Origin of the sequence: Pseudomonas sp. UBA5706 (assembly GCF_002419965.1) — a bacterium.
Taxonomy (GTDB): Bacteria; Pseudomonadota; Gammaproteobacteria; order Pseudomonadales; family Pseudomonadaceae; genus Aquipseudomonas.
Genome location: NZ_DIHC01000035.1, coordinates 26,681 through 47,323 on the forward strand (window position 1 = coordinate 26,681; position 20,643 = coordinate 47,323).

At 60.7% G+C, this 20,643-nt stretch carries 21 protein-coding genes; 2 read left to right on the top strand and 19 right to left on the bottom strand.

Translation table 11 applies throughout. The features are described from left to right. Window position 1 precedes the first annotated feature (1 nt). The 5 genes from ccmE to ccmA all read right to left on the bottom strand — a co-directional run bounded on the left by ccmE (window position 2) and on the right by ccmA (window position 2,891). A complete protein-coding gene (ccmE, locus tag B3I26_RS16870) occupies window positions 2-466 on the bottom strand; it encodes a cytochrome c maturation protein CcmE (RefSeq protein WP_296259213.1) in 465 nt (154 codons plus the stop codon). Further along, window positions 463-639 carry a heme exporter protein CcmD gene (gene ccmD / locus B3I26_RS16875; protein WP_296259215.1) on the bottom strand — a complete coding sequence of 59 codons (177 nt, stop codon included), beginning with the start codon at window positions 637-639 and terminating at the stop codon, window positions 463-465. Before ccmD ends, ccmE begins: the two co-directional genes overlap by 4 nt. Further along, window positions 636-1,454: a heme ABC transporter permease gene (locus tag B3I26_RS16880; protein WP_296259250.1), complete on the bottom strand. Its 819-nt coding sequence runs from the start codon at window positions 1,452-1,454 to the stop codon at window positions 636-638. Before B3I26_RS16880 ends, ccmD begins: the two co-directional genes overlap by 4 nt. 133 nt (window positions 1,455-1,587) lie before the next feature. Further along, window positions 1,588-2,259, bottom strand: a complete 672-nt coding sequence (gene ccmB / locus B3I26_RS16885; protein WP_296259216.1) for a heme exporter protein CcmB — start codon at window positions 2,257-2,259, stop codon at window positions 1,588-1,590. Continuing rightward, window positions 2,256-2,891, bottom strand: a complete 636-nt coding sequence (ccmA, locus tag B3I26_RS16890; protein ID WP_296259217.1) for a cytochrome c biogenesis heme-transporting ATPase CcmA — start codon at window positions 2,889-2,891, stop codon at window positions 2,256-2,258. The genes ccmB and ccmA overlap by 4 nt, the downstream gene beginning before the upstream one ends. A 157-nt stretch (window positions 2,892-3,048) precedes the next feature. Between ccmA and B3I26_RS16895 the strand changes: the two genes are divergently transcribed. Further along, window positions 3,049-4,695: a flagellar hook-length control protein FliK gene (locus B3I26_RS16895; RefSeq protein WP_296259218.1), complete on the top strand. Its 1,647-nt coding sequence runs from the start codon at window positions 3,049-3,051 to the stop codon at window positions 4,693-4,695. Next, window positions 4,695-5,024, top strand: a complete 330-nt coding sequence (locus tag B3I26_RS16900; RefSeq protein ID WP_296259220.1) for an EscU/YscU/HrcU family type III secretion system export apparatus switch protein — start codon at window positions 4,695-4,697, stop codon at window positions 5,022-5,024. Before B3I26_RS16895 ends, B3I26_RS16900 begins: the two co-directional genes overlap by 1 nt. Before the next feature lie 258 nt (window positions 5,025-5,282). On the opposite strand, the gene B3I26_RS16905 is transcribed toward B3I26_RS16900, so the two are convergent. From B3I26_RS16905 to flhA, 14 genes are all read right to left on the bottom strand, one after another. Further along, complete coding sequence (locus tag B3I26_RS16905) at window positions 5,283-5,678, bottom strand: DUF2802 domain-containing protein (RefSeq protein ID WP_296259221.1); 396 nt, start codon at window positions 5,676-5,678, stop codon at window positions 5,283-5,285. Then, window positions 5,679-6,158, bottom strand: coding sequence for a chemotaxis protein CheW (locus B3I26_RS16910; RefSeq protein WP_296259223.1), 480 nt, complete (start codon window positions 6,156-6,158; stop codon window positions 5,679-5,681). 71 nt (window positions 6,159-6,229) lie between these two features. Continuing rightward, entirely contained in the window at window positions 6,230-7,129 is a 900-nt protein-coding gene (locus B3I26_RS16915) for a CheW domain-containing protein (protein WP_296259225.1), read from the bottom strand. A gap of 114 nt (window positions 7,130-7,243) precedes the next feature. Next, entirely contained in the window at window positions 7,244-8,032 is a 789-nt protein-coding gene (locus tag B3I26_RS16920) for a ParA family protein (RefSeq protein ID WP_296259226.1), read from the bottom strand. Window positions 8,033-8,077: 45 nt separating this feature from the next. Beyond that, window positions 8,078-8,959, bottom strand: a complete 882-nt coding sequence (motD, locus tag B3I26_RS16925; protein ID WP_296259227.1) for a flagellar motor protein MotD — start codon at window positions 8,957-8,959, stop codon at window positions 8,078-8,080. Window positions 8,960-8,966: 7 nt separating this feature from the next. Continuing rightward, complete coding sequence (locus tag B3I26_RS16930) at window positions 8,967-9,707, bottom strand: flagellar motor protein (RefSeq protein WP_296259228.1); 741 nt, start codon at window positions 9,705-9,707, stop codon at window positions 8,967-8,969. Beyond that, window positions 9,707-10,879 carry a protein-glutamate methylesterase/protein-glutamine glutaminase gene (locus tag B3I26_RS16935; RefSeq protein WP_296259230.1) on the bottom strand — a complete coding sequence of 391 codons (1,173 nt, stop codon included), beginning with the start codon at window positions 10,877-10,879 and terminating at the stop codon, window positions 9,707-9,709. The genes B3I26_RS16930 and B3I26_RS16935 overlap by 1 nt, the downstream gene beginning before the upstream one ends. A gap of 190 nt (window positions 10,880-11,069) precedes the next feature. Beyond that, on the bottom strand, window positions 11,070-13,382 hold the full coding sequence (locus B3I26_RS16940; RefSeq protein ID WP_296259232.1) for a chemotaxis protein CheA: 2,313 nt from the start codon (window positions 13,380-13,382) through the stop codon (window positions 11,070-11,072). Between the two features lie 137 nt (window positions 13,383-13,519). Further along, window positions 13,520-14,308, bottom strand: a complete 789-nt coding sequence (locus tag B3I26_RS16945) for a protein phosphatase CheZ (protein ID WP_296259233.1) — start codon at window positions 14,306-14,308, stop codon at window positions 13,520-13,522. 19 nt (window positions 14,309-14,327) lie between these two features. Beyond that, on the bottom strand, window positions 14,328-14,702 hold the full coding sequence (locus B3I26_RS16950; RefSeq protein ID WP_296259242.1) for a chemotaxis response regulator CheY: 375 nt from the start codon (window positions 14,700-14,702) through the stop codon (window positions 14,328-14,330). Between the two features lie 265 nt (window positions 14,703-14,967). Then, window positions 14,968-15,708, bottom strand: coding sequence for an RNA polymerase sigma factor FliA (gene fliA / locus B3I26_RS16955; protein WP_062385962.1), 741 nt, complete (start codon window positions 15,706-15,708; stop codon window positions 14,968-14,970). Then, window positions 15,705-16,538 carry a flagellar synthesis regulator FleN gene (gene fleN / locus B3I26_RS16960; protein WP_110947918.1) on the bottom strand — a complete coding sequence of 278 codons (834 nt, stop codon included), beginning with the start codon at window positions 16,536-16,538 and terminating at the stop codon, window positions 15,705-15,707. The genes fliA and fleN overlap by 4 nt, the downstream gene beginning before the upstream one ends. A 118-nt stretch (window positions 16,539-16,656) precedes the next feature. Continuing rightward, the gene (gene flhF / locus B3I26_RS16965; protein WP_296259246.1) at window positions 16,657-18,006 is read right to left on the bottom strand and encodes a flagellar biosynthesis protein FlhF; all 1,350 of its coding nucleotides are present in this window, start codon (window positions 18,004-18,006) and stop codon (window positions 16,657-16,659) included. A gap of 11 nt (window positions 18,007-18,017) precedes the next feature. Next, the gene (gene flhA, locus B3I26_RS16970) at window positions 18,018-20,147 is read right to left on the bottom strand and encodes a flagellar biosynthesis protein FlhA (protein ID WP_296259247.1); all 2,130 of its coding nucleotides are present in this window, start codon (window positions 20,145-20,147) and stop codon (window positions 18,018-18,020) included. Window positions 20,148-20,643 lie beyond the last annotated feature (496 nt).

The following is a 20,643-nucleotide window of genomic DNA, read 5'->3' on the forward strand; positions in this document are numbered from 1 at the left end:
TTTACCCCTGTTTTGCAGATGTGGACGAGTCAGGCGCCGGTTGCCCGCTGTCCCTCAAGGCTTTGGTGACTTCCGGTGGCATGTATTTCTCGTCATGTTTGGCCAGCACTTCATCGGCCACGACCACGCCGTCCGCATTGAGCTTGCCGAGCGCGACGATGCCCTGCCCTTCACGGAATAGATCGGGCAGGATGCCGCGATAGGTAATGGTCACCGACCGATTGAAGTCGGTGACCACGAAGGTGACGTCCAGCGAATCGGCAGAGCGTCGCAGCGAGCCTTTTTCGACCATCCCGCCTGCGCGAATTCGCGTGCCATGGGGCGCTTCGCCGCTGGCGATCTGGGTCGGGGTATAGAACAGGTTGATGTTTTCCTGCAGGGCGCTGAGCGCCAGGGTCACCGCGATGCAGACCCCCGCGAGGATCGCCACGATGATCAACAGGCGCTTTTTTCGCAGCGGATTCACGTAGTGCTCTCCCGGCGCAAACGGCGCGCCTCTTGTTGCAGGTAACGCCGGCGCGCCAGCAGCGGTGACGCGACGTTAATTGCCAGTACGCTCAGACAGATGCCATAAGCGCTCCAGACGAACAGCCCGTGTTTGCCCATCGCCAGAAAATCGCTGAAGGAATCGAAACTCATTGCCCGCCCCCCTTGCGCGATGCGCCATTGCTCGAAACGTGGCCCAGGCTTTTCAGTACCTCGTCCTTGACCCAACTGGCGCGGGACTCACGCTTGAGCACTTCCAGGCGCATGCGCAGCAGCAATACGGCGCCGAAAAAGCAGTAGAACCCCAACACGGTGAACAGCAGCGGCAGCCACATTTCGGCGGGCATCGCCGGTTTCTCGGTGAGGCTGAAGGTTGCGCCCTGATGCAGCGTGCTCCACCACTGCACCGAGTATTTGATGATCGGAATGTTAACCACGCCGACAATCGCCAGCACCGCGCAGGCCTTGGCGGCGCTGTCACGATTGCTGATGGCATTGCCCAGCGCGATGAGGCCGAAGTACAGGAACAGCAGGATCAGCATCGAGGTCAGCCGAGCGTCCCAGACCCACCACGAACCCCAGGTCGGCTTGCCCCAGATGGCGCCAGTGACCAGCGCCACCGCAGTCATCCAGGCACCCACGGGCGCAGCGCATTGCAGCGCGATGTCGGCCATTTTCATCTTCCAAACCAGACCGACCACGCCGCAGACCGCCAGCATCACATAGCAGGACTGCGCCAGCATGGCCGATGGCACGTGGATATAGAGAATGCGAAAACTGTTGCCCTGCTGGTAATCCGGTGGCGCAAAGGCCAGTCCCCATACCATGCCGATACCGATCAGCACTGCGGCAACGACGCTCAGCCACGGCAACAGACGGCCACTGATGCCATAGAACCACTTCGGCGATCCGAGTTTGTGGAACCAGGCCCAACTGATGCCATTTTTAGCCTTGGCGCGTGTGTTCATCATGCTGCCTTCATTACCTTCTTTCATCACAGTCTTGGTCAATCAGGCGCTCCTTTTAGCTCAAGCGTCCTGTCGCGGATATTAAATAATCCTGGTTAGGCGTTTAAAAGTTGTCCACCTGGTCAGGTAACGATTATTCGCCAACGCTGATCTTCAAACCAGCGGCGATTGCAAAAGGTGTCAGGGTTACCGACAGTGCGGTCAGGCTGCCAAGCCAAAGCAGATAACCGGTCGCAGGCATCCCCTGAAGGGCGGCTTGCAGTGCGCCGCTGCCCAGGATCAGCACCGGGATATACAGCGGCAGGATCAGCAATGCCAGGAGCAGGCCGCCGCGCTTGAGGCCTACGGTCAATGCCGCTCCGACCGCGCCGAGCAGACTCAGCACCGGCGTGCCCAGCAACAGTGACAACAGCAACACCGGTAAACAGTCTGTCGGCAAGCCGAGCATCAATGCCAGCAACGGTGCGAGCAAAACCAGCGCCAGCCCGCAAAACGCCCAGTGTGCCAGCACTTTGGCCAGCACCAGAAGCGGCAATGCGTGCGATGACAGGACCCACTGCTCAAGCGAGCCGTCTTCGAAGTCGCTGCGGAACAGCCCGTCCAGCGACAGCAGCACCGCCAGCAGCGCCGCGACCCAGACCAGTCCGGGTGAAATCGTCTGCAGCAGGTGTGATTCGGGTCCGACGGCGAGGGGAAACAGGGCAATGACGATGGCGAAGAACACCAGCGGGTTGAGCAATTCGGCAGGACGCCGAAACAGCAGACGGGCCTCACGGGCAATCAACAGCCTGAACACACGACTCATACCGCCCACTGCCCCAGGTCCAGTTCACGGTAGCCGGTCGGTTTGCGACTGAGCGTGTGGTGCGTGGTGAACACCACCCTGCCGCCCTGCTCGCAATGCCCGGCCAGATGCGCTTCCAATTGCGCAACACCCTGCTTGTCCAGGGCTGTGAACGGCTCGTCGAGCATCCACAAGGCGGGACCTGGCAGATACAGGCGAGCCAACGCCACGCGGCGCTTCTGACCGGCTGAGAGGGTGTGACAGGGCACGTCTTCGAAACCGCTCAGGCCAACCGTTTCAAGGGCCTGCCAGATGACATCGGTGGCCACGCTGCGGTGTAAGGCGCATAACCACGAGAGATTTTCGACCGGCGTGAGCAGCTCCTTGATCCCTGCCGTGTGACCGATCCACAACAGGTTGTGCGCCAGCTCACTGCGTTGCTGCGTCAAGGGTTTGCCATCGAGCAGGACATCGCCCGAGGTGGGCTGCATCAAACCGCTCAGCAGCCGCAGCAGGCTGGTCTTGCCACTGCCGTTGGGCCCGCTGATCTGTACCATGTCGCCCGCTGTCAGCCGCAGGTCGAGATTCTCGAACAGCAGGCGCCAGTCACGCTCACAACTGAGCGCCACGGCTTCAAGAACAAGGATCGACATGTGGGCCTTCTTTTCGGATAGCAAGTGTGCACGGCGGTTCAAGTCGGGGGCAGGCCGGCCGCTATAGTGATGCACCTTGACCGCCCGCCAATGACGTCGGGGCAGGATTATGCCAGCTTGAGCCCTGTAGAGCGCAAATTTACCGAGTCTTGATCCGATGACAGGCGATATCCCCCATCTTTCTCCAGTGGCCGCCGCTACCGCGCTGTTGCGCGCCGGCATCGCGCCGGGCGAAGTGCTCAAGCTGATGGAGCCGCGCGAGGGCCTTCTGAACGCTGGCCAGGTGGCCAATGCCGAGGTGGTCAGCCTTAAGCAGCTCGGCGAGGACTTTCAGCTGCTGCTTAAGCTGACGATGGACAATGGCCGTCAGACGACGTTGCCAGTGAGCAGCCCCTTGCCACTGACGCCGGGCACCACCGTCAACGTCGCCCAGGATTCCGCCGAGACCCTGACCATCAACGTGCAGGACCTGCAGAAAGCCATCGCCAACAGCCTGACCAGCCTCGACACCCGTCAGCTTCCGGCGGGCACATTGCTGCAGGGCAAAGTGCTGACCACGCAGGTCGCGGCAACCAATGCCGCACAGCTTACGGGACAACCGAGTGCCAACGCGGCGACGCAGCCGACCACTTACCGCTCGATCGTGATGCTGCTCAATACCGCCCTGGCGGGCAGCAGCCTGACCCTCGACAGTCCCCAACCGCTGCGCGTCGGCAGCTTGCTCAGCGCTCAGGTGCAGGGCAGTCAGGCGCTGAATTTCGTGGCCATGCCCAATCGTCTTGACGAACTGGCATTGGCGCAGCAGCTTTCCACTCAGCAAAGCCGTCAGGGTTCGCTGCAAGGTTTGCTCACGGCACTGCAGAACCTTCCACCGCCCCCGTCGGGTGCCAGTACCGGCGACGTCGACAGCCTGCCGCCGTCACTGCGCGCCAGCATTGATCAACTGTTCGCAGACCTGCCCGACCTGGAGCAAATGACCACCGCAAAAGGCGTGGCACAGGCGCTGAATGCCAGCGGGCTGTTCATGGAGTCGCGCCTTCTGGCCGGGCAAAACCCGACGTTGGTGCCGGACATGAAAGCCAACCTGTTGCGGGTCATCGCGCAGTTGCTCCCGGGGCTGCCGGATAACGTCAGCTACGACGCCGCTGCTGCCGCCAACACCCTGGCGCGGGCGATGCCCAGTGTGATTCGCAATGCCTTGGGCACCTTGGGACTGGTTGCGGCGCCCAGCGTGCCGATCAACTTTCCTTTACCGTCGCGGGCCTTGGGTAATCCTGAAAGCAAGGACGATCTGGAAACCCTGTTAAAGCTAGCAGCGGGAGCCATCTCTCGTCTGCAAAGTCATCAACTCGGTGGGCTGGAGCAGACGCGCACCAACGCCGATGGCACTCAGGTCACCACCTGGCAACTGGAAATACCCATGCGCAACGCCCACGACATCGTACCGTTGCAGGTTAAGCTGCAACGTGAAGACGCTCCTGAGCAGGAGGACACCCCGCAAACCCCAAGCCCTGAGGTCAAGGAGAAGGAAAAGGAGAAGCTCTGGCGCGTCGAACTGGCATTCGACCTGGAGCCACTGGGGCCGTTGCAGGTTCAGGCTCAGTTGATCGGCGGCAGTCTCTCCAGCCAGATGTGGGCCCAGCGAGAAGGCGCTGCCGAATTGATTTCAGCAGAACTGGACAACCTTCGGGCGCGTCTGGTGGCCTGCGGCCTGAATGTGAAGGACCTGGCGTGCAATCGCGGAATTCCGGCCCAAGGTCCGCGTACCGTATTGGAACAACGCTGGATCGACGAGAACGCCTGATGAGCAAGTCCGAATCCCCACCGCGCCAGGCCATTGCCCTCAATTACGACGGCCACCAGGCTCCGACCCTCACCGCCAAAGGCGACGACGCCCTGGCGGAAGCGATCCTGGCCATTGCCCGCGAATACAAAGTACCGATCTACGAAAACGCCGAACTGGTGACCCTGCTCGCGCGCATGGAACTGGGCGACAGCATCCCGCAGGAGCTGTACCTGACCATCGCCGAAATCATCGCATTCGCCTGGCATTTGAAAGGCAAATACCCGGTGGGCTTCGACCCGGATCCGCAGCCTGTCGAGCGGGATATCACCCCTGGGCGAAACCGGTAATCATTGCCCTGTAAGCGCCCGCTGGCTGGCGAAAGCGATCGGGCAGGTGGCGTTGAGTTGACTGAACGGTCGCCTTCGCTGCCGTCGTAACCTCCGGCGTCTCCTACAGGGATCGCGTCTGGCGGAAGCCATGCAAACCCCGCTGGACCTGTAGGAGCTTCTAGAGCTGTGCGACAGTGGCGAAGGCGGTGGGTCAGGCGACATAAGTTTGACTGAACGGCTGCTTCTGCCCCTCGGCTGCCGCAACCACCACCGCTATCAACGGTTCCCGTGCAGCCTGCTCATCAACTGCGCCTCGGCCTGAGTCAGACCACAGGACTGAGTAAGCTCATCGACACTGGCGCCCATGCCGACCAGACGTGCAGCCTGGGCAAAGGACAGCGTGGAAGGATCACGTTGTTCAAGCGCCGTAATCTTGTCCGGCAGCGGCGCGACGATGGCCCGCAACTCGTGCAGATCCTCGCCCATCTTCACCGTACCGCCCTGGTAGTTTTCCAGGCGCCGGGCCAGCTCACGGATGCGCTGATCACGCAGCGAGTCAGCTTCGACCTGCTGCATGGCCAACGTGCGCTGGCGCTTGGTATGGGCCATGAACATCGCAATGGTCGCAACCCACAACACCGCCAGAAAAATGACCGCCACCTCGAAAATCAATCAGATGTTCTCCAGCTCGGACCACTCTTCCTCGGACATCATCTTGTCCAGCTCCACAAGAATCAGCAGCTCGCCGTTTTTGTTGCAGACGCCCTGGATGAACTTGGCCGACTCGTCGTTGCCCACGTTCGGCGCGGTTTCGACTTCCGACTGACGCAGATAGACCACTTCAGCCACGCTGTCGACCAGGATGCCGACCACTTGCTTGTCGGCCTCGATGATCACGATACGCGTGTTGTCGCTGACTTCAACCGGCGGCAGACCAAAGCGCTGGCGGGTGTCGATGACGGTCACCACGTTACCGCGCAGATTGATAATGCCCAACACGTAGCTCGGCGCGCCCGGGACTGGCGCGATCTCGGTGTAGCGCAGCACTTCCTGAACCTGCATCACGTTGATGCCATACGTCTCGTTGTCCAGGCGAAAGGTGACCCATTGCAGGATCGGATCTTCGGAACCCTGTGCTGACGACTTGTTCATACCCCTAACCCCTTGCGTGTTGTGCTCTGCAGACGACGCGTGCGCGGCGTCTTGTGTTTATCTGATGATGTTTAGTTGCGTGCCTGCATCTGCTTGACCGCGCCGCTGGCAATCAGCTCGGCAAGTTCGGAAACGTCCAGCAACGCACACATGTGTTCGATCACCGTCCCGGCCAACCAGGGCCGTTGACCGCGATGGGTGCGCCATTTGATCTCGTCGGGCGAAAGGCGCAGCGAACGGCTGACCTGATGCACCGCCAATCCCCACTCATAGCCCTGAACCGAAATCACGTATTGCAGGCCTTGTCGAAAGTCGTCGCGATAACGATCGGGCATGATCCAGCGCGCGGTATCCAACACCTTCAAGTTGCCCGCCTGGCTGGGCAGAATCCCGAGGAACCAGTCTGGTTGGCCGAACAAGGGTGTCAAATCATGCCCGGCCAAGGGATAAATCGAACCCAGGCACACCAGCGGCACCGCCAGCGTAAGCCCGGCCACATCGAACAACAGGCATTCGAAGGGTTCGGCGGCCCAATCCGGACGCGCATCGGCGGTCGGTGGAGGGGTCGGTGTGCGTTGCGTCGGCAAATACACGTCGGCGACCGGCTCGACCACTGCCGGGGCGACCGCGGGTGCGATGACCTGAGGCAGCGTGACCGGTTGCTCAAGCATTCTGGCGACAACGGTCTCAACAACCGGCTCGGCAAAAGGCCGCGGTTCAGGCTGGGCCTCACGCACAGGTGCGGGCTGCGGCTCGTAGGCCAGCGGCACCGGCGCCGGACGGTTGACCGGTGCGGACACGGCCGCCGCGTGCATACGCGCGTCGTGGGCCTGTTCTTCCAGAACCGCGGCTTGAAAGTCATCGATACTCTGGACCACTTCCAGTTCTTCGGTGGCGTCCTGAAGCAACGCGTCCAGATAGTTCTGCAGCGCCAGTTGTGGCCGTGTTGCAATGTCCAAGGGGCGGTTCATACGGGAGCCCGAAAATAAGTGATGCGATTACCGCCTGTACTTCTTATCGGCTGCACGGCAGATCGACTTGAATGCGCAGACGCAAGGCGTGCAAATAAACGATCAGCGGACACTTCAGGCCACCTGCCCGACGAGCTGCTCGGTAAGCATGTGCTTGAGCAGCGTGCGGTATGCCAATACACCGCGGCTTTTGCTGTCGAACTGCGACGGTGTCAGCCCTGCCCGGCTGGCATCACGCAGGCGTGTATCAACCGGTATGTAAGCCTTCCAGACATGCTCCGGGTAGCTGTCGCGCAATAGCTTGAGCGTACCCATCGACGCCTGGGTGCGGCGATCGAACAAGGTAGGCACGATGGTGTACGGCAGCGGCACCTTGCGCGAACGGTTGATCATCGCCAGCGTGTTGACCATGCGCTCCAGCCCCTTGACCGCCAGAAACTCGGTCTGCACCGGAATCGCCAGCTGCTGGCTGGCGGCCAGCGCATTGACCATCAGCACGCCCAACAGGGGCGGGCTGTCGATGATCGCGTAATCAAAATCCTGCCATAGCTGCGCCAGGCTCTTGGCAATCACCAGGCCCAAACCGCTCTGCCCAGGCGATTGGCGCTCAAGGGTGGCCAGCGCGGTGCTCGACGGCAGCAGAGAAATACGCTGATCGCTGGTCGGCAACAGCAATTGCCCGGGCAAGCCATCAGGCACCACACCTTTATGCAGGAACAGATCGAAACAGCTGTGCTCCAGCGTATCGGGATCATGCCCGAAATAGCTGGTCATCGAGCCGTGGGGGTCCAGGTCAACCACGACCACGCGCTTGCCCGCCTCGGCCAGCAAACCGGCTAAAGCGATGGAGGTGGTGGTCTTGCCGACCCCGCCTTTCTGATTGGCTACTGCCCAAACTCTCATGTGTTCGCGTTCCCCCCAGTCATCACAACCATGACCGAGACTGATTTAAGGGGCAGATGACGAAGATTTGACGCCCTGCGGCGCTTTGGCTGGGACAGGTGCAGTTTGTGTGCCAGCACGACGCAACGCTGCATCGGGTGTTGCATTGGCAGCAGTGCCGGAGCCGGTGAGGCTGCGACGCACCTCCAGATTGCGCGAGATCACCAGCACAACGCGACGATTGCGCGCGCGACCATCAGCGGTGGCGTTGGAAGTCAGCGGCTGAAACTCGCCATAACCAACGGACGCCAGACGCGCCGGGTTGATCCCGTCCATGGCCAGCAAACGCACGATGCTCGAAGAGCGAGCGGACGACAGCTCCCAGTTGCTCGGGAACTGCGCGGTGCTGATCGGCTGGTCGTCCGTGAAGCCTTCGACGTGAACCGGATTGTCGAACGGCTTGATGATCTTCGCCACTTTGTCGATCAGGTCGAACGCCTGGTTGCTGGGCATGGCATCGCCACTGCCGAACAGCAGGCTGGAATTGAGTTCGATCTCGATCCACAACTCGTTGCCACGCACGGTCATCTGGTCTGAAGCGATCAGGTCACCAAAGGCTGTATTAACGTCGTCGGCAATCGTCTTGAGCGGGTCCTGCGTTGCCTGCCCCAACCCGGCGTCGGTTTGCTCGCTGTCCTGCACCAGGGGGTCCGCGGGACGCATGGTCTGGGGTTTCTGCTCGCCAATCGGAATCGGCTTGACGCTACGTTCGGCCTCGTTGAACACCCCGACCAGAGCCTCCGAAAGCACCTTGTATTTGCCTTCGTTGAGCGATGAAATCGAATACATGACCACGAAAAACGCGAACAGCAAGGTAATGAAGTCCGCATAGGACACCAGCCAGCGTTCGTGGTTTTCGTGTTCTTCAACGCGACGTCGACGTGCCATCAGCGCATCACTCCATGAAGCCTTGCAGCTTCAGCTCGATGGACCGCGGGTTCTCACCCTCGGCAATCGACAGCAGCCCTTCGAGCAGCATTTCGCGGTAGCGCGACTGACGGATGGCTACGGACTTGAGCTTGTTGGCCACCGGCAGCAGGATGAGGTTGGCCGAGGCCACCCCATAGATGGTCGCCACAAACGCCACGGCAATGCCGCTGCCCAGTTGATTGGGGTCGGCCAGATTGCCCATCACGTGAATCAGGCCCATGACCGCGCCGATGATGCCCACGGTCGGCGCGTAGCCACCCATGCTTTCGAACACCTTGGCGGCCTGGATATCGCGGCTTTCCTGAGTCAGTAAATCCACTTCCAGAATGCTGCGGATGGCCTCGGGTTCCACACCGTCGACCAGCAACTGCAGGCCTTTGCGCGAATAGTCGTCAGGCTCGGAGTCGGCAACGCTTTCCAGCCCCAGCAGGCCTTCCTTGCGCGCGGTCAGGCTCCACGACACGACCCGATCGATGCCGCCCGCCAGATCGATGTGCGGTGGAAACAGAATCCAGATGAAGATCTGGATGGCGCGCTTGAAGGCACTCATCGGCGTCTGCAACAGACAGGCCGCCAGGGTGCCGCCCAGTACGATCAGCGCCGCTGGCCCATTGAGCAAGGCGCCCAGGTGACCGCCTTCCAGAAAATTACCGCCGATGATCGCGACGAAAGCGAGGATGATCCCAAGGAGCGTCAACACATCCATCACAGACAGGCCTCGACCAGATGCCGTCCGATGTCGTCCAGGCTGTAAACAGCGTCCGCCAGATCGGCCTTGACGATGGCCATCGGCATGCCGTAGATCACACAGCTGGCCTCATCCTGGGCCCAGATGTGGCTGCCGCCCTGCCTGAGCAGGCGCGCGCCTTCACGACCGTCGGCGCCCATGCCGGTCAGCACCACCGCGAGCACTTTGTCGCCATAGGACTTGGCTGCAGAACCGAAGGTGATGTCGACACACGGCTTGTAGTTCAGACGCTCGTCGCCAGGCAGGATCTTCACTGCGCCGCGGCCATCGACCATCATCTGCTTGCCGCCAGGGGCCAGCAGCGCCAGGCCCGGGCGCAGGATGTCACCGTCCTCGGCTTCCTTGACGCTGATCCGGCACAGCTTGTCCAGACGCTCGGCGAAGGCCTTGGTGAACGCAGCGGGCATGTGTTGGATCAGCACGATGGGCGCCGGGAAGTTGGCAGGCAATTGGGTCAAGACCCGCTGCAGCGCCACCGGGCCACCGGTTGAAGTGCCTATGGCCACCAGTTTGTAGGCTTTGCGCTTGGGCGCTGGCGAGGTCGGTGCATGAGAAGTGCTTACCCGCGCCGACGCAGCAGCCTGCACCGGCTGCCGGGTAGCGCTAGGCGACGGCGCCGGGTTGCGCAAGGAGCTGGTTGTTGGAGCGGCCGTCGCAGGGGCTGGGGTTGGGGTTGGGGTTGGGGTGGGAGCCGGCGCTGCCGGGGCGGAGCCGTAGCCGGTGAAGCGACGGTTGCTGCGGGAAATGGTATGCACCTTCTCGCACAGCATCTGCTTGACCTTCTCCGGGTTGCGGGAGATGTCTTCGAAGTTCTTCGGCAGGAAATCAACCGCACCAGCGTCCAACGCGTCCAGCGTCACCCGGGCGCCTTCGTGGGTCAGCGAGGAAAACATCAAAACCGGTGTAGGACAACGCTGCATGATGTGCCGGACAGCAGTGATGCCATCCATCATTGGCATTTCGTAGTCCATGGTGATCACGTCTGGCTTAAGGGCCAGCGCCTGGTCGATTGCTTCCTTGCCGTTTGTGGCGGTACCCACCACTTGAATCGTGGGATCTGAAGAGAGAATTTCCGAGACGCGCCGGCGAAAAAAGCCGGAATCGTCTACCACCAGAACCTTGACTGCCATAAAAACTCCATTAGGCGAAACGGGCCATGCCTGCAGCCCGTTTCATCAAACTTGACACTAAGAGTGTCAAAACACGGTCACGGCTGTGGAGCAGCACGGCTTGGCGGCGCCGATAGGACTGACGCCCCCGCTGCCAAGCCGTGCTGTTACAGAGCGTGCGATGCCGTGGCGGCGAGCATGCTCGCTGACATCAAATACGCCGCGCGGCGTAACGCTTGAGCATGCTCGGTACGTCGAGGATCAGCGCAATGCGGCCGTCACCGGTGATCGTGGCGCCGGACATGCCTGGCGTACCTTGCAACATCTTGCCCAGCGGCTTGATAACCACTTCTTCCTGCCCCACCAGTTGATCGACGACAAAGCCGATGCGCTGGGTTCCAACCGACAGGATGACCACGTGACCTTCGCGCTGCTCTTCGTGCGCGGCCGAACTGACCAGCCAGCGCTTGAGGTAGAACAGGGGCAACGCTTTGTCGCGCACGATGACCACTTCCTGACCATCGACGACGTTGGTGGTCGACAGGTCCAGGTGGAAGATTTCGTTGACGTTGACCAGCGGGAAGGCGAAGGCCTGATTGCCCAGCATCACCATCAGGGTCGGCATGATCGCCAGGGTCAACGGCACCTTGATGACGATCTTCGAGCCCTGGCCCTTGGTGGAGTAGATGTTGATCGAGCCATTGAGCTGCGCGATCTTGGTTTTCACCACGTCCATGCCCACGCCGCGGCCTGAGACGTCGGAGATCTCGGTCTTGGTCGAGAAGCCCGGAGCGAAGATCAGGTTGTAGCAGTCGGTGTCGCTCAAGCGATCGGCCGCGTCCTTGTCCATTACCCCGCGCTTGACCGCGATGGCGCGCAACACCGCCGGGTCCATGCCTTTGCCGTCATCGGAAATCGACAGCAGGATATGATCGCCTTCCTGCTCCGCTGATAGCACGACACGACCGCCACGGGCCTTGCCCGACGCTTCGCGCTCTTCAGGCGATTCGATGCCGTGGTCCACCGCGTTGCGCACCAAGTGCACCAACGGGTCGGCCAGGGCCTCGACCAGGTTTTTGTCCAGGTCGGTTTCTTCACCTACCAGTTCAAGATTGATTTCTTTCTTCAATTGACGCGCCAGGTCGCGAACCAGTCGCGGGAAACGACCGAAGACCTTCTTGATTGGCTGCATGCGGGTTTTCATCACCGCGGTCTGCAGGTCGGCGGTCACCACGTCCAGGTTGGACACGGCCTTGGACATGGCTTCGTCGCCGCTGTTGAGCCCCAGGCGCACCAGACGGTTACGCACCAGCACCAGCTCGCCAACCATGTTCATGATTTCGTCCAGCCGCGCAGTGTCAACGCGCACGGTGGTCTCGGCTTCGGTATGGGCTTTATCGGCCGCCACCGGTGCTGGGGCACGGGCAGCCGCAGGAGCCGCTGCGGGTGTCGGAGCCGCTTTTGCGGGCGCCGGGGTTGCGGCAGGTGCAGAGGCCGCAGGTTTGGCAGGCTCGGCTTTTGCGGGCTCAGCCTTCTGCACGGGCACTGTGGCCGCCGCAGCCGGAGCACTCGCGGCAACGGCAGGCTCGAACTTACCCTTGCCATGCAGTTGGTCAAGCAGTGCTTCGAATTCGTTATCGGTGATTTCATCCGACGTCGGCGCATTCGGCGCATTCGCCGCGGGCGTCGCAGCGGGTACCGCAGCCGTTGGCGTTACCGCAGCGTCAGGCGAGAAGGTGCCTTTGCCGTGCAACTGATCGAGCAATGCCTCGAATTCGTCATCGGTGATTTCGTCGCCGGCAGGCGCAGCCGGTGCGGCAGCCGGCGCAGGAGCGGCGCTGGGCGCAACCACCGCATCAACGGCGAACTGACCCTTGCCATGCAGTTGATCGAGCAGCGACTCGAATTCAGCATCCGTGATTTCGTCACTGTCGGTTTTGGCCGCCGGCGCAACGGGCGCAGGCGTCGAGACAGGCGCCGCGGGAGCCGCTGCAACAGCCCCTGCCGCTTCAGCCTTGACCGCATTGAGCGAGTCCAGCAGTTGCTCGAACTCATGATCGGTGATGTCTTCGGAGGGCGCTTCGGCCACCGGCTCCTCAATCACCGCAGGCGTCGCCACCACTTCCTCAGCGGCTGCAGGTTCTGCCAGGCGTGCCAGTGCTGCGAGCAGTTCAGGGGTGGCGGGCGTGACATCCGACCGCTCGCGGACCTGACCGAACATGCTGTTGACGGTGTCCAGGGCTTCAAGCACGACATCCATGAGCTCCGAGTCGACCCGGCGCTCACCTTTGCGCAGGATGTCGAACACGTTTTCGGCGATGTGGCAGCATTCGACCAACTCGTTGAGCTGGAGGAAGCCGGCGCCCCCTTTTACAGTGTGAAAACCGCGAAAAATTGCATTGAGCAGATCCGCATCATCCGGTCGGCTTTCCAGCTCGACCAACTGCTCGGACAACTGCTCCAGAATTTCGCCGGCCTCTACCAGAAAATCCTGAAGGATTTCTTCATCGGCGCCGAAGCTCATTGGGGGGTGCTCCTAAAATTAACCGTCAAACCGATCCAGCAGGTGCATCATCGGCCTGCGCGCATTGCCTTCGTCGAAGCATTGGCGCGCAGACCTGCAGCCACTTTCACATAGAACCTGGGGCCTGATTCTTCACATCAGAACCCGAGGCTGGATAGCAGATCGTCAACATCATCCTGACCGGATACGACGTCTTCACGTTTATCGGCATGAATCTGCGGACCTTCACCCTTGGAATGAAGTTTTTCCTGTTCTTTTTGCCTGCGGAACTCTTCCTGGTCGTGCTCGATGCCGGCAAAGCGGTCCACCTGGCTGGCCATCAGCACCAGTTTGAGCAGGTTGCTTTCGACTTCAGTCACCAGGGTCGTGACGCGTTTGATCACCTGGCCGGTCAGGTCCTGATAGTCCTGAGCCAGCAAAATGTCATTCAGGTGAGTCGCGACTTCGTGAGTCTCCTGCTCGCTGCGTGTCAGAAAACCATCGACGCGGCGGGCCAGCTCGCGAAACTCCTCAGCGCTGAGCTCGCGACGCATAAAGCGTCCCCAATCAGCACTCAAGGCCTTGGCATCGGCAGTGAGACCATTCATCAATGGCGTGCTCTGCTCTACCAGGTCCATCGTGCGGTTGGCCGCACCTTCCGTGAGCCTGACAACATACGACAGGCGCTCGGCGGCATCCGTGATCTGGGACACTTCCTCGGCTTGCGGCATGTGCGGGTCAATCTGGAAATTGACGATTGCACTGTGCAGCTCGCGCGTCAGCTTGCCAACCTCCTGATACAGGCCGCGATCGCGTGTCTGATTTAGCTCATGGATAAGTTGCACGGCATCGCCGAACTTGCCCTTTTCAAGGCTGGCGACGAGTTCTTGTGCGTGTTTCTTCAGGGTCGACTCGAAGTCACCCATTGTCGAATCTTTAGAATCCATAGCGCCCTCGCAGCGGACATCAGCTATTGACGCGCTCGAATATCTTCTCGATTTTCTCTTTGAGCACCTGGGCCGTGAACGGCTTGACCACATAGCCATTCACGCCGGCCTGGGCGGCCTCGATGATCTGCTCGCGCTTGGCTTCGGCGGTGACCATAAGTACCGGCAGGCTGCGCAGGCGGTCGTCGGCACGCACCTGACGCAACAGGTCGATGCCGGACATGCCAGGCATGTTCCAGTCAGTCACCAGGAAGTCAAAACTACCGCTGTGCAGCATCGGCAATGCGGTGGTACCGTCATCTGCTTCGGCCGTGTTGGTGAACCCGAGGTCACGCAACAGGTTTTTTATGATCCGCCGCATCGTTGAAAAGTCATCAACGATGAGGATTTTCATGTTCTTGTCCAATTCGACCTCCAAGCAGTCTTTAACGCGTCCAGCCCCTGGACGCGCGTTCAATCAATACCGGCACAGCAAACCACCGGTTACACGAAAACGAGGGGGTCTTTCGAAGAAACATGTAATAAGCGCTGCTCAAAACAGTCCTGAAAACCTGATCCGACCAGCGCCTGCCTTGTTTCTTTTTGCTTCCCACACTACGCCTTGCACGGCCCGCCCTGCTTCCAGACGCAAACAAGCGGCACACGCCTGCAGCCTGGAATCAACGTGCGCGCCACTCTCCCAGACGTCCTCGCAGACGTGCGGCGCATTGGCTGTGCAACTGGCTGACACGGGACTCGCTGACACCCAGGACCTCACCGATTTCCTTGAGGTTCAGCTCTTCGTCGTAGTACAGCGCCAGCACCAGGCGTTCACGCTCTGGCAGGTTGGCGATGGCCTCCGCCAGTGCACTCTGGAAACGCTCGTCTTCCAGATCCCGTGACGGCTCGAGCGACTGGCTCGCGCCGTCTTCGTGCAGTCCTTCATGCTCGCCGTCCTGCAACAGGTCGTCGAAACTGAACAAGCGACTGCCCAAGGTATCGTTCAAAATCCCGTAATAATCGTCGAGACTCAATTGAAGTTCGGCAGCAACCTCGTGATCTTTAGCGTCACGGCCGGTTTTTGCTTCAATCGCCCGAATCGCGTCACTGACCATGCGCGTATTGCGGTGAACGGAACGCGGTGCCCAGTCGCCCTTGCGCACCTCGTCGAGCATCGCGCCGCGAATACGGATACCCGCATACGTCTCGAAACTCGCACCCTTGGTGGAGTCGTATTTGGTCGACACCTCAAGCAGCCCGATCATGCCCGCCTGGATCAGGTCTTCGACCTGCACACTGGCCGGCAGTCGCGCCAGCAAATGGTAGGCGATGCGCTTGACCAGAGGGGCATAGCGTTCGATCAGCTCATACTGGGAATCTTTGGATGATTTGCTGTACATGCGATAGCCACTTGGTGTCATGACACAGGCCCTGCGCTGGCCTGATGAACCAGGCGCTCAACGAAAAATTCAAGGTGACCACGCGGGTTCGCCGGCAGTGGCCAGGTATCGACCTTCTGCGCGATGGCCTTGAACGCCAGCGCGCACTTGGAACGCGGAAACGCTTCGTACACCGCCCGCTGCTTCTGCACGGCCTTGCGCACGCATTCGTCATACGGCACCGCGCCGACATATTGCAGGGCCACGTCCAGGAAGCGGTCGGTGACCTTGGTCAACTTGGCGAACAGGTTGCGTCCTTCCTGCGGGCTCTGCGCCATGTTGGCCAGCACGCGGAAGCGGTTCATGCCGTAATCACGATTCAACAGCTTGATCAGCGCGTAGGCATCGGTGATCGACGTTGGCTCGTCACAGACCACCAGCAGCACTTCCTGTGCTGCGCGTACGAAGCTGACCACCGACTCGCCAATCCCGGCAGCGGTGTCGATCACCAGCACGTCCAGGTTGTCGCCGATGTCACTGAACGCCTGGATCAGACCGGCGTGCTGGGCCGGGGTCAGGTGCACCATGCTTTGGGTGCCGGACGCCGCAGGCACGATACGAACGCCGCCCGGGCCTTGCAGCAGCACGTCGCGCAGCTCGCAGCGCCCTTCGATGACGTCCGCCAGGGTGCGCTTGGGGGTCAGCCCCAATAATACGTCGACATTGGCCAGACCCAGATCGGCGTCCAGCAACATGACGCGACGTCCCAGCTCGGCCAATGCCAGCGAGAGATTCACTGACACGTTGGTCTTGCCTACGCCACCTTTGCCACCGGTCACCGCGATAACCTGTACGGGATGCATGCTGCCCATGTTAATTTTTTACCTTGTCTTGCTTAGACCAAAGCCACATTTCGGGCTGCACGTTCAGTGTGTGAACAATGCCTGGCAGACCATCGATGCAGGTAGATTCCAGTGTCATTTTCCCTACCTAGCCCGCACGTTTGCCGGGGCTGTGATAAAGATCCGCAAACATATCTGCCATCGCTTCCTCGCTAGGCTCCTCCTGCATCTGCACGCTGACAGCCCTGCTGACCAACTGGTGCCGACGTGGCAGATGCAAATCATCGGGTATCCGTGGGCCATCGGTCAGATAGGCCACGGGCAGTTCATGTGTCACCGCCAGACTCAGCACTTCGCCCAGGCTTGCGGTTTCATCGAGCTTGGTCAGGATGCACCCGGCCAAGCCGCAACGCTTGTAACTGTGATACGCCGCGCTCAACACCTGTTTCTGGCTGGTAGTGGCCAGGACCAGGTAGTTGCGCGCCTTGATTCCACGACCGGCCAGGCTCTCAAGCTGCAGGCGTAGTGCCGGATCGCTGGCCTGCAAGCCTGCGGTATCGATCAGCACCACGCGCTTGCGCAGCAACGGTTCCAGCGCCTGCGCCAGGGATTGCCCCGGGTCGACGTGGGTCACCGGCACATTAAGAATGCGTCCCAGGGTCTTGAGCTGTTCCTGCGCCCCGATACGAAAACTGTCCATGCTCACCAGCGCGATATTTTGCGCGCCGTATTTCAACACATAACGGGCCGCCAGTTTTGCCAGAGTGGTGGTCTTGCCCATGCCGGCAGGGCCGACCATCGCGATGACACCGCCCTCTTCCAGCGGCTCAATGTCGGGAGTGACGATCATGCGCGCCAGATGGGCCAGCACCATGCGCCAGGCATGAGGCTGATCATCGGTGTCCGGGACCATGGCCAGCAGATCGCGCGAGAGCGGGCCGGACAGCCCGACGCGTTGCAAGCGGCGCCAGAGGTTGGCCTGCTGCGGACGGCTGCCTTGCAGCTGATTCCAGGCCAGCGAACCCAACTGGACTTCCAGCAGTTCACGCAGGCCGTTCAATTCCGAGCGCATCGACTCATAGGCACGCTGGCTGACACCGGGCTCGGCTGCCGCTTGACGTTCGGCGCGGTCAGCGGCGATAGCGGCATGGATCGAAGGGCGAAAGGGCTCGTCCAGCGTCGGCTCGATCTGTTTGCTGTCATCCATCGCCAAGCCGGTGAACAGCTGGCGGTTGGCGACCGTGTCCAGCTCGCTACGATGAGTCAGTTCGGCCTGCGCGGTGACGATGCGCGACTGAGTCTTGCGCAGCTCGTCCTCAAGCTCCACGTTCGGCACACGCGGCGCCAGCGCCGACAGTTTATAGTCCAGCGCGGCAGTCAGTTCCACGCCGCCGGCGATCCGCCGGTTACCGATGATGGCGGCTTCAGCGCCCAGCTCATCGCGAACCAGTTTCATGGCTTGTCGCATATCGGCGGCGAAAAAACGCTTAACTTGCATGACTCACTACCTCAGCCGTTAGGCCCGACAGTCGCTACGATGGTGACTTGCTTGTTGTCAGGAATTTCCTGGTAAGCCAAAACATGCATATTCGGTACTGCCAGACGTCCAAAGCGGGACAACATGGCGCGAACCGGACCTGCGACCAACAAAATAACCGGCTGCCCCTGCATCTCCTGACGCTGCGCCGCTTCGATCAACGAGCGCTGAAGCTTCTCAGCCATGCTCGGTTCGAGTAGAACGCCTTCTTCCTGACCCTGACCTGCCTTCTGCAGACTATTGAGCAATATCTGTTCCAACCTTGGCTCGAGCGTGATAACAGGCAGCTCCGGCTCAATGCCGACAATGCTTTGCACGATCGCTCGGGACAATCCGACCCGTACGGCGGCCACCAAGGCGGCGGTATCTTGACTCCGCGCAGCGTTGTTGGCGATGGCTTCGGCAATACTGCGGATGTCGCGTACCGGAACCTGCTCGGCCAGCAGCGCCTGCAGCACCTTGAGCAGCGCCGACAGCGACAACACACCCGGAACCAGTTCCTCGGCAAGCTTGGGCGAGCTTTTGGCCAGCAATGTCATCAACTGCTGGACTTCCTCGTGCCCGATCAACTCATGAGAGTGCTTATAGAGGATCTGGTTCAAGTGCGTTGCCACTACAGTACTGGCGTCCACCACGGTGTAGCCGAGCGATTGCGCCTGGGCGCGCTGACTGATTTCGATCCACACCGCCTCCAGGCCGAACGCCGGGTCTTTGGCAGTGATGCCGTTGAGGCTGCCAAATACCTGACCGGGGTTGATCGCCAGTTCACGGTCCGGGTAGATCTCCGCTTCGGCCAGCGTCACGCCCATCAGCGTCAGACGGTAGGCGCTCGGCGCCAGGTCGAGGTTGTCGCGAATGTGCACGGTGGGCATCAGGAACCCCAGCTCCTGAGAGAGCTTCTTGCGCACACCCTTGATCCGTGCCAGCAGTTGACCACCCTGATTGCGGTCCACCAGTGGAATCAGGCGGTAGCCCACTTCCAGGCCGATCATGTCGATAGGGGTGACGTCGTCCCAGCCCAGCTCCTTGGATTCCTGAGCGCGGGTCGGCGATGGCAACAATTCCTGCTGACGCTTGACTTCCTGAATCGCCGCCAGCTTGACCTGATTCTGTTTTTTCCACAGCAGATAAGCGCCGCCCGCCGCCATCAGGCCCAGGCTGATGAAAGAGAAATGCGGCATGCCCGGCACCAGGCCCATGACGACCATGATGCCCGCCGACACGGCCAGAGCCTTGTGCGAGGTGAACATCTGACGGCCGACCAGCTTGCCCATCTCTTCCGAACCGGAGGCGCGGGTCACCATGATCGCCGCCGCGGTGGACAGCAGCAAGGACGGCAACTGCGCCACCAAACCGTCACCGATAGTCAACAAGGCGTAGACCTTGCCAGCGTCACTGAAACTCATGTTGTGCTGGAGGATACCTACCAGGACGCCGCCGATGAGGTTGATGAACAGGATCAGCAGACCTGCGATGGCGTCGCCGCGTACGAACTTGCTGGCACCGTCCATGGAGCCGTAGAACTCGGCTTCCTGGGCCACTTCCAGACGACGACGCTTGGCTTCAGGTTGGTCGATAAGGCCGGCGTTAAGGTCGGCATCGATCGCCATTTGTTTGCCGGGCATCGCGTCGAGGGTGAAGCGCGCGCTCACTTCGGAGATGCGACCGGCACCTTTGGTCACTACTACGAAGTTGATGATCATGAGGATCGCGAACACCACGATACCGACCACGTAGTTACCGCCGATCACCACCTCACCAAAGGCCTGGATCACCTTACCGGCAGCGGCATGGCCGTCCTGGCCGTGGAGCATGACCACACGCGTGGAGGCTACGTTGAGCGCCAGCCGGAGCAAGGTGGCGATCAGCAGAATCGTCGGGAAGACCGAGAAGTCCAGAGGGCGAAGGGCGTAGACGCAGACCAGCAGGACGACGATGGACAACGCGATGTTGAATGTGAAGAACACGTCCAGCAGGAACGGCGGCATCGGCAGCATCATCATCGCCAGCATGACCAGCAACAGCAATGGCACGCCCAACTGGCCGCGACCCAGGCCGACCAGTCCAATGCGAGCGTTAGAGATTAACTGTGAGCGATCCACCGATTCTTTACCTTCGCGTTAAATCAAACTTTTGACGCCAGAGGCGCTGTAACGCAGTTATTGCAAAAAGCTGTCCAACTTTTGGCAGGGGTTAAAAATATCAATGTGCCAGCAGTCAGCATGTGAGGGAGTTGGTGTTTTTCGGTTGCTGGCCCACAACAGCTGGATCCTCCAGGAGGCGTTCCCACGCAGGAGCGTGGGAACGATCAGAAAAGCTGTCCAACTCTTGGCAAGGGTTAAAAATATCAATGTGCCAGCAGTCAGCATGTGAGGGAGTTGGTGTTTTTCGGTTGCTGGCCCACAACAACTGGATCCTCCAGGAGGCGTTCCCACGCAGGAGCGTGGGAACGATCAGAACAACACATATCTGTAACTTGATGGATTCATCAGCCCCACTGCGTGGCGATGCACCCTCTGACGCGGCGCGTCAGCCAGCGGATGGACGCGGAGCATCCAGGGCGGCGTTCCCACGCGGGAGGGTCACTAGTGTCCGGTA

What these genes read in the sequence shown, in the direction of transcription:
- ccmD (WP_296259215.1), bottom strand. Translation starts at nt 639, where the DNA reads ATGAGTTTCGATTCCTTCAGCGATTTTCTGGCGATGGGCAAACACGGG.
- B3I26_RS16880 (WP_296259250.1), bottom strand. Translation starts at nt 1,454, where the DNA reads ATGAACACACGCGCCAAGGCTAAAAATGGCATCAGTTGGGCCTGGTTC.
- ccmB (WP_296259216.1), bottom strand. Translation starts at nt 2,259, where the DNA reads ATGAGTCGTGTGTTCAGGCTGTTGATTGCCCGTGAGGCCCGTCTGCTG.
- ccmA (WP_296259217.1), bottom strand. Translation starts at nt 2,891, where the DNA reads ATGTCGATCCTTGTTCTTGAAGCCGTGGCGCTCAGTTGTGAGCGTGAC.
- B3I26_RS16895 (WP_296259218.1), top strand. Translation starts at nt 3,049, where the DNA reads ATGACAGGCGATATCCCCCATCTTTCTCCAGTGGCCGCCGCTACCGCG.
- B3I26_RS16900 (WP_296259220.1), top strand. Translation starts at nt 4,695, where the DNA reads ATGAGCAAGTCCGAATCCCCACCGCGCCAGGCCATTGCCCTCAATTAC.
- B3I26_RS16910 (WP_296259223.1), bottom strand. Translation starts at nt 6,158, where the DNA reads ATGAACAAGTCGTCAGCACAGGGTTCCGAAGATCCGATCCTGCAATGG.
- B3I26_RS16915 (WP_296259225.1), bottom strand. Translation starts at nt 7,129, where the DNA reads ATGAACCGCCCCTTGGACATTGCAACACGGCCACAACTGGCGCTGCAG.
- B3I26_RS16920 (WP_296259226.1), bottom strand. Translation starts at nt 8,032, where the DNA reads ATGAGAGTTTGGGCAGTAGCCAATCAGAAAGGCGGGGTCGGCAAGACC.
- motD (WP_296259227.1), bottom strand. Translation starts at nt 8,959, where the DNA reads ATGGCACGTCGACGTCGCGTTGAAGAACACGAAAACCACGAACGCTGG.
- B3I26_RS16930 (WP_296259228.1), bottom strand. Translation starts at nt 9,707, where the DNA reads ATGGATGTGTTGACGCTCCTTGGGATCATCCTCGCTTTCGTCGCGATC.
- B3I26_RS16935 (WP_296259230.1), bottom strand. Translation starts at nt 10,879, where the DNA reads ATGGCAGTCAAGGTTCTGGTGGTAGACGATTCCGGCTTTTTTCGCCGG.
- B3I26_RS16940 (WP_296259232.1), bottom strand. Translation starts at nt 13,382, where the DNA reads ATGAGCTTCGGCGCCGATGAAGAAATCCTTCAGGATTTTCTGGTAGAG.
- B3I26_RS16945 (WP_296259233.1), bottom strand. Translation starts at nt 14,308, where the DNA reads ATGGATTCTAAAGATTCGACAATGGGTGACTTCGAGTCGACCCTGAAG.
- B3I26_RS16950 (WP_296259242.1), bottom strand. Translation starts at nt 14,702, where the DNA reads ATGAAAATCCTCATCGTTGATGACTTTTCAACGATGCGGCGGATCATA.
- fliA (WP_062385962.1), bottom strand. Translation starts at nt 15,708, where the DNA reads ATGACACCAAGTGGCTATCGCATGTACAGCAAATCATCCAAAGATTCC.
- fleN (WP_110947918.1), bottom strand. Translation starts at nt 16,538, where the DNA reads ATGGGCAGCATGCATCCCGTACAGGTTATCGCGGTGACCGGTGGCAAA.
- flhF (WP_296259246.1), bottom strand. Translation starts at nt 18,006, where the DNA reads ATGCAAGTTAAGCGTTTTTTCGCCGCCGATATGCGACAAGCCATGAAA.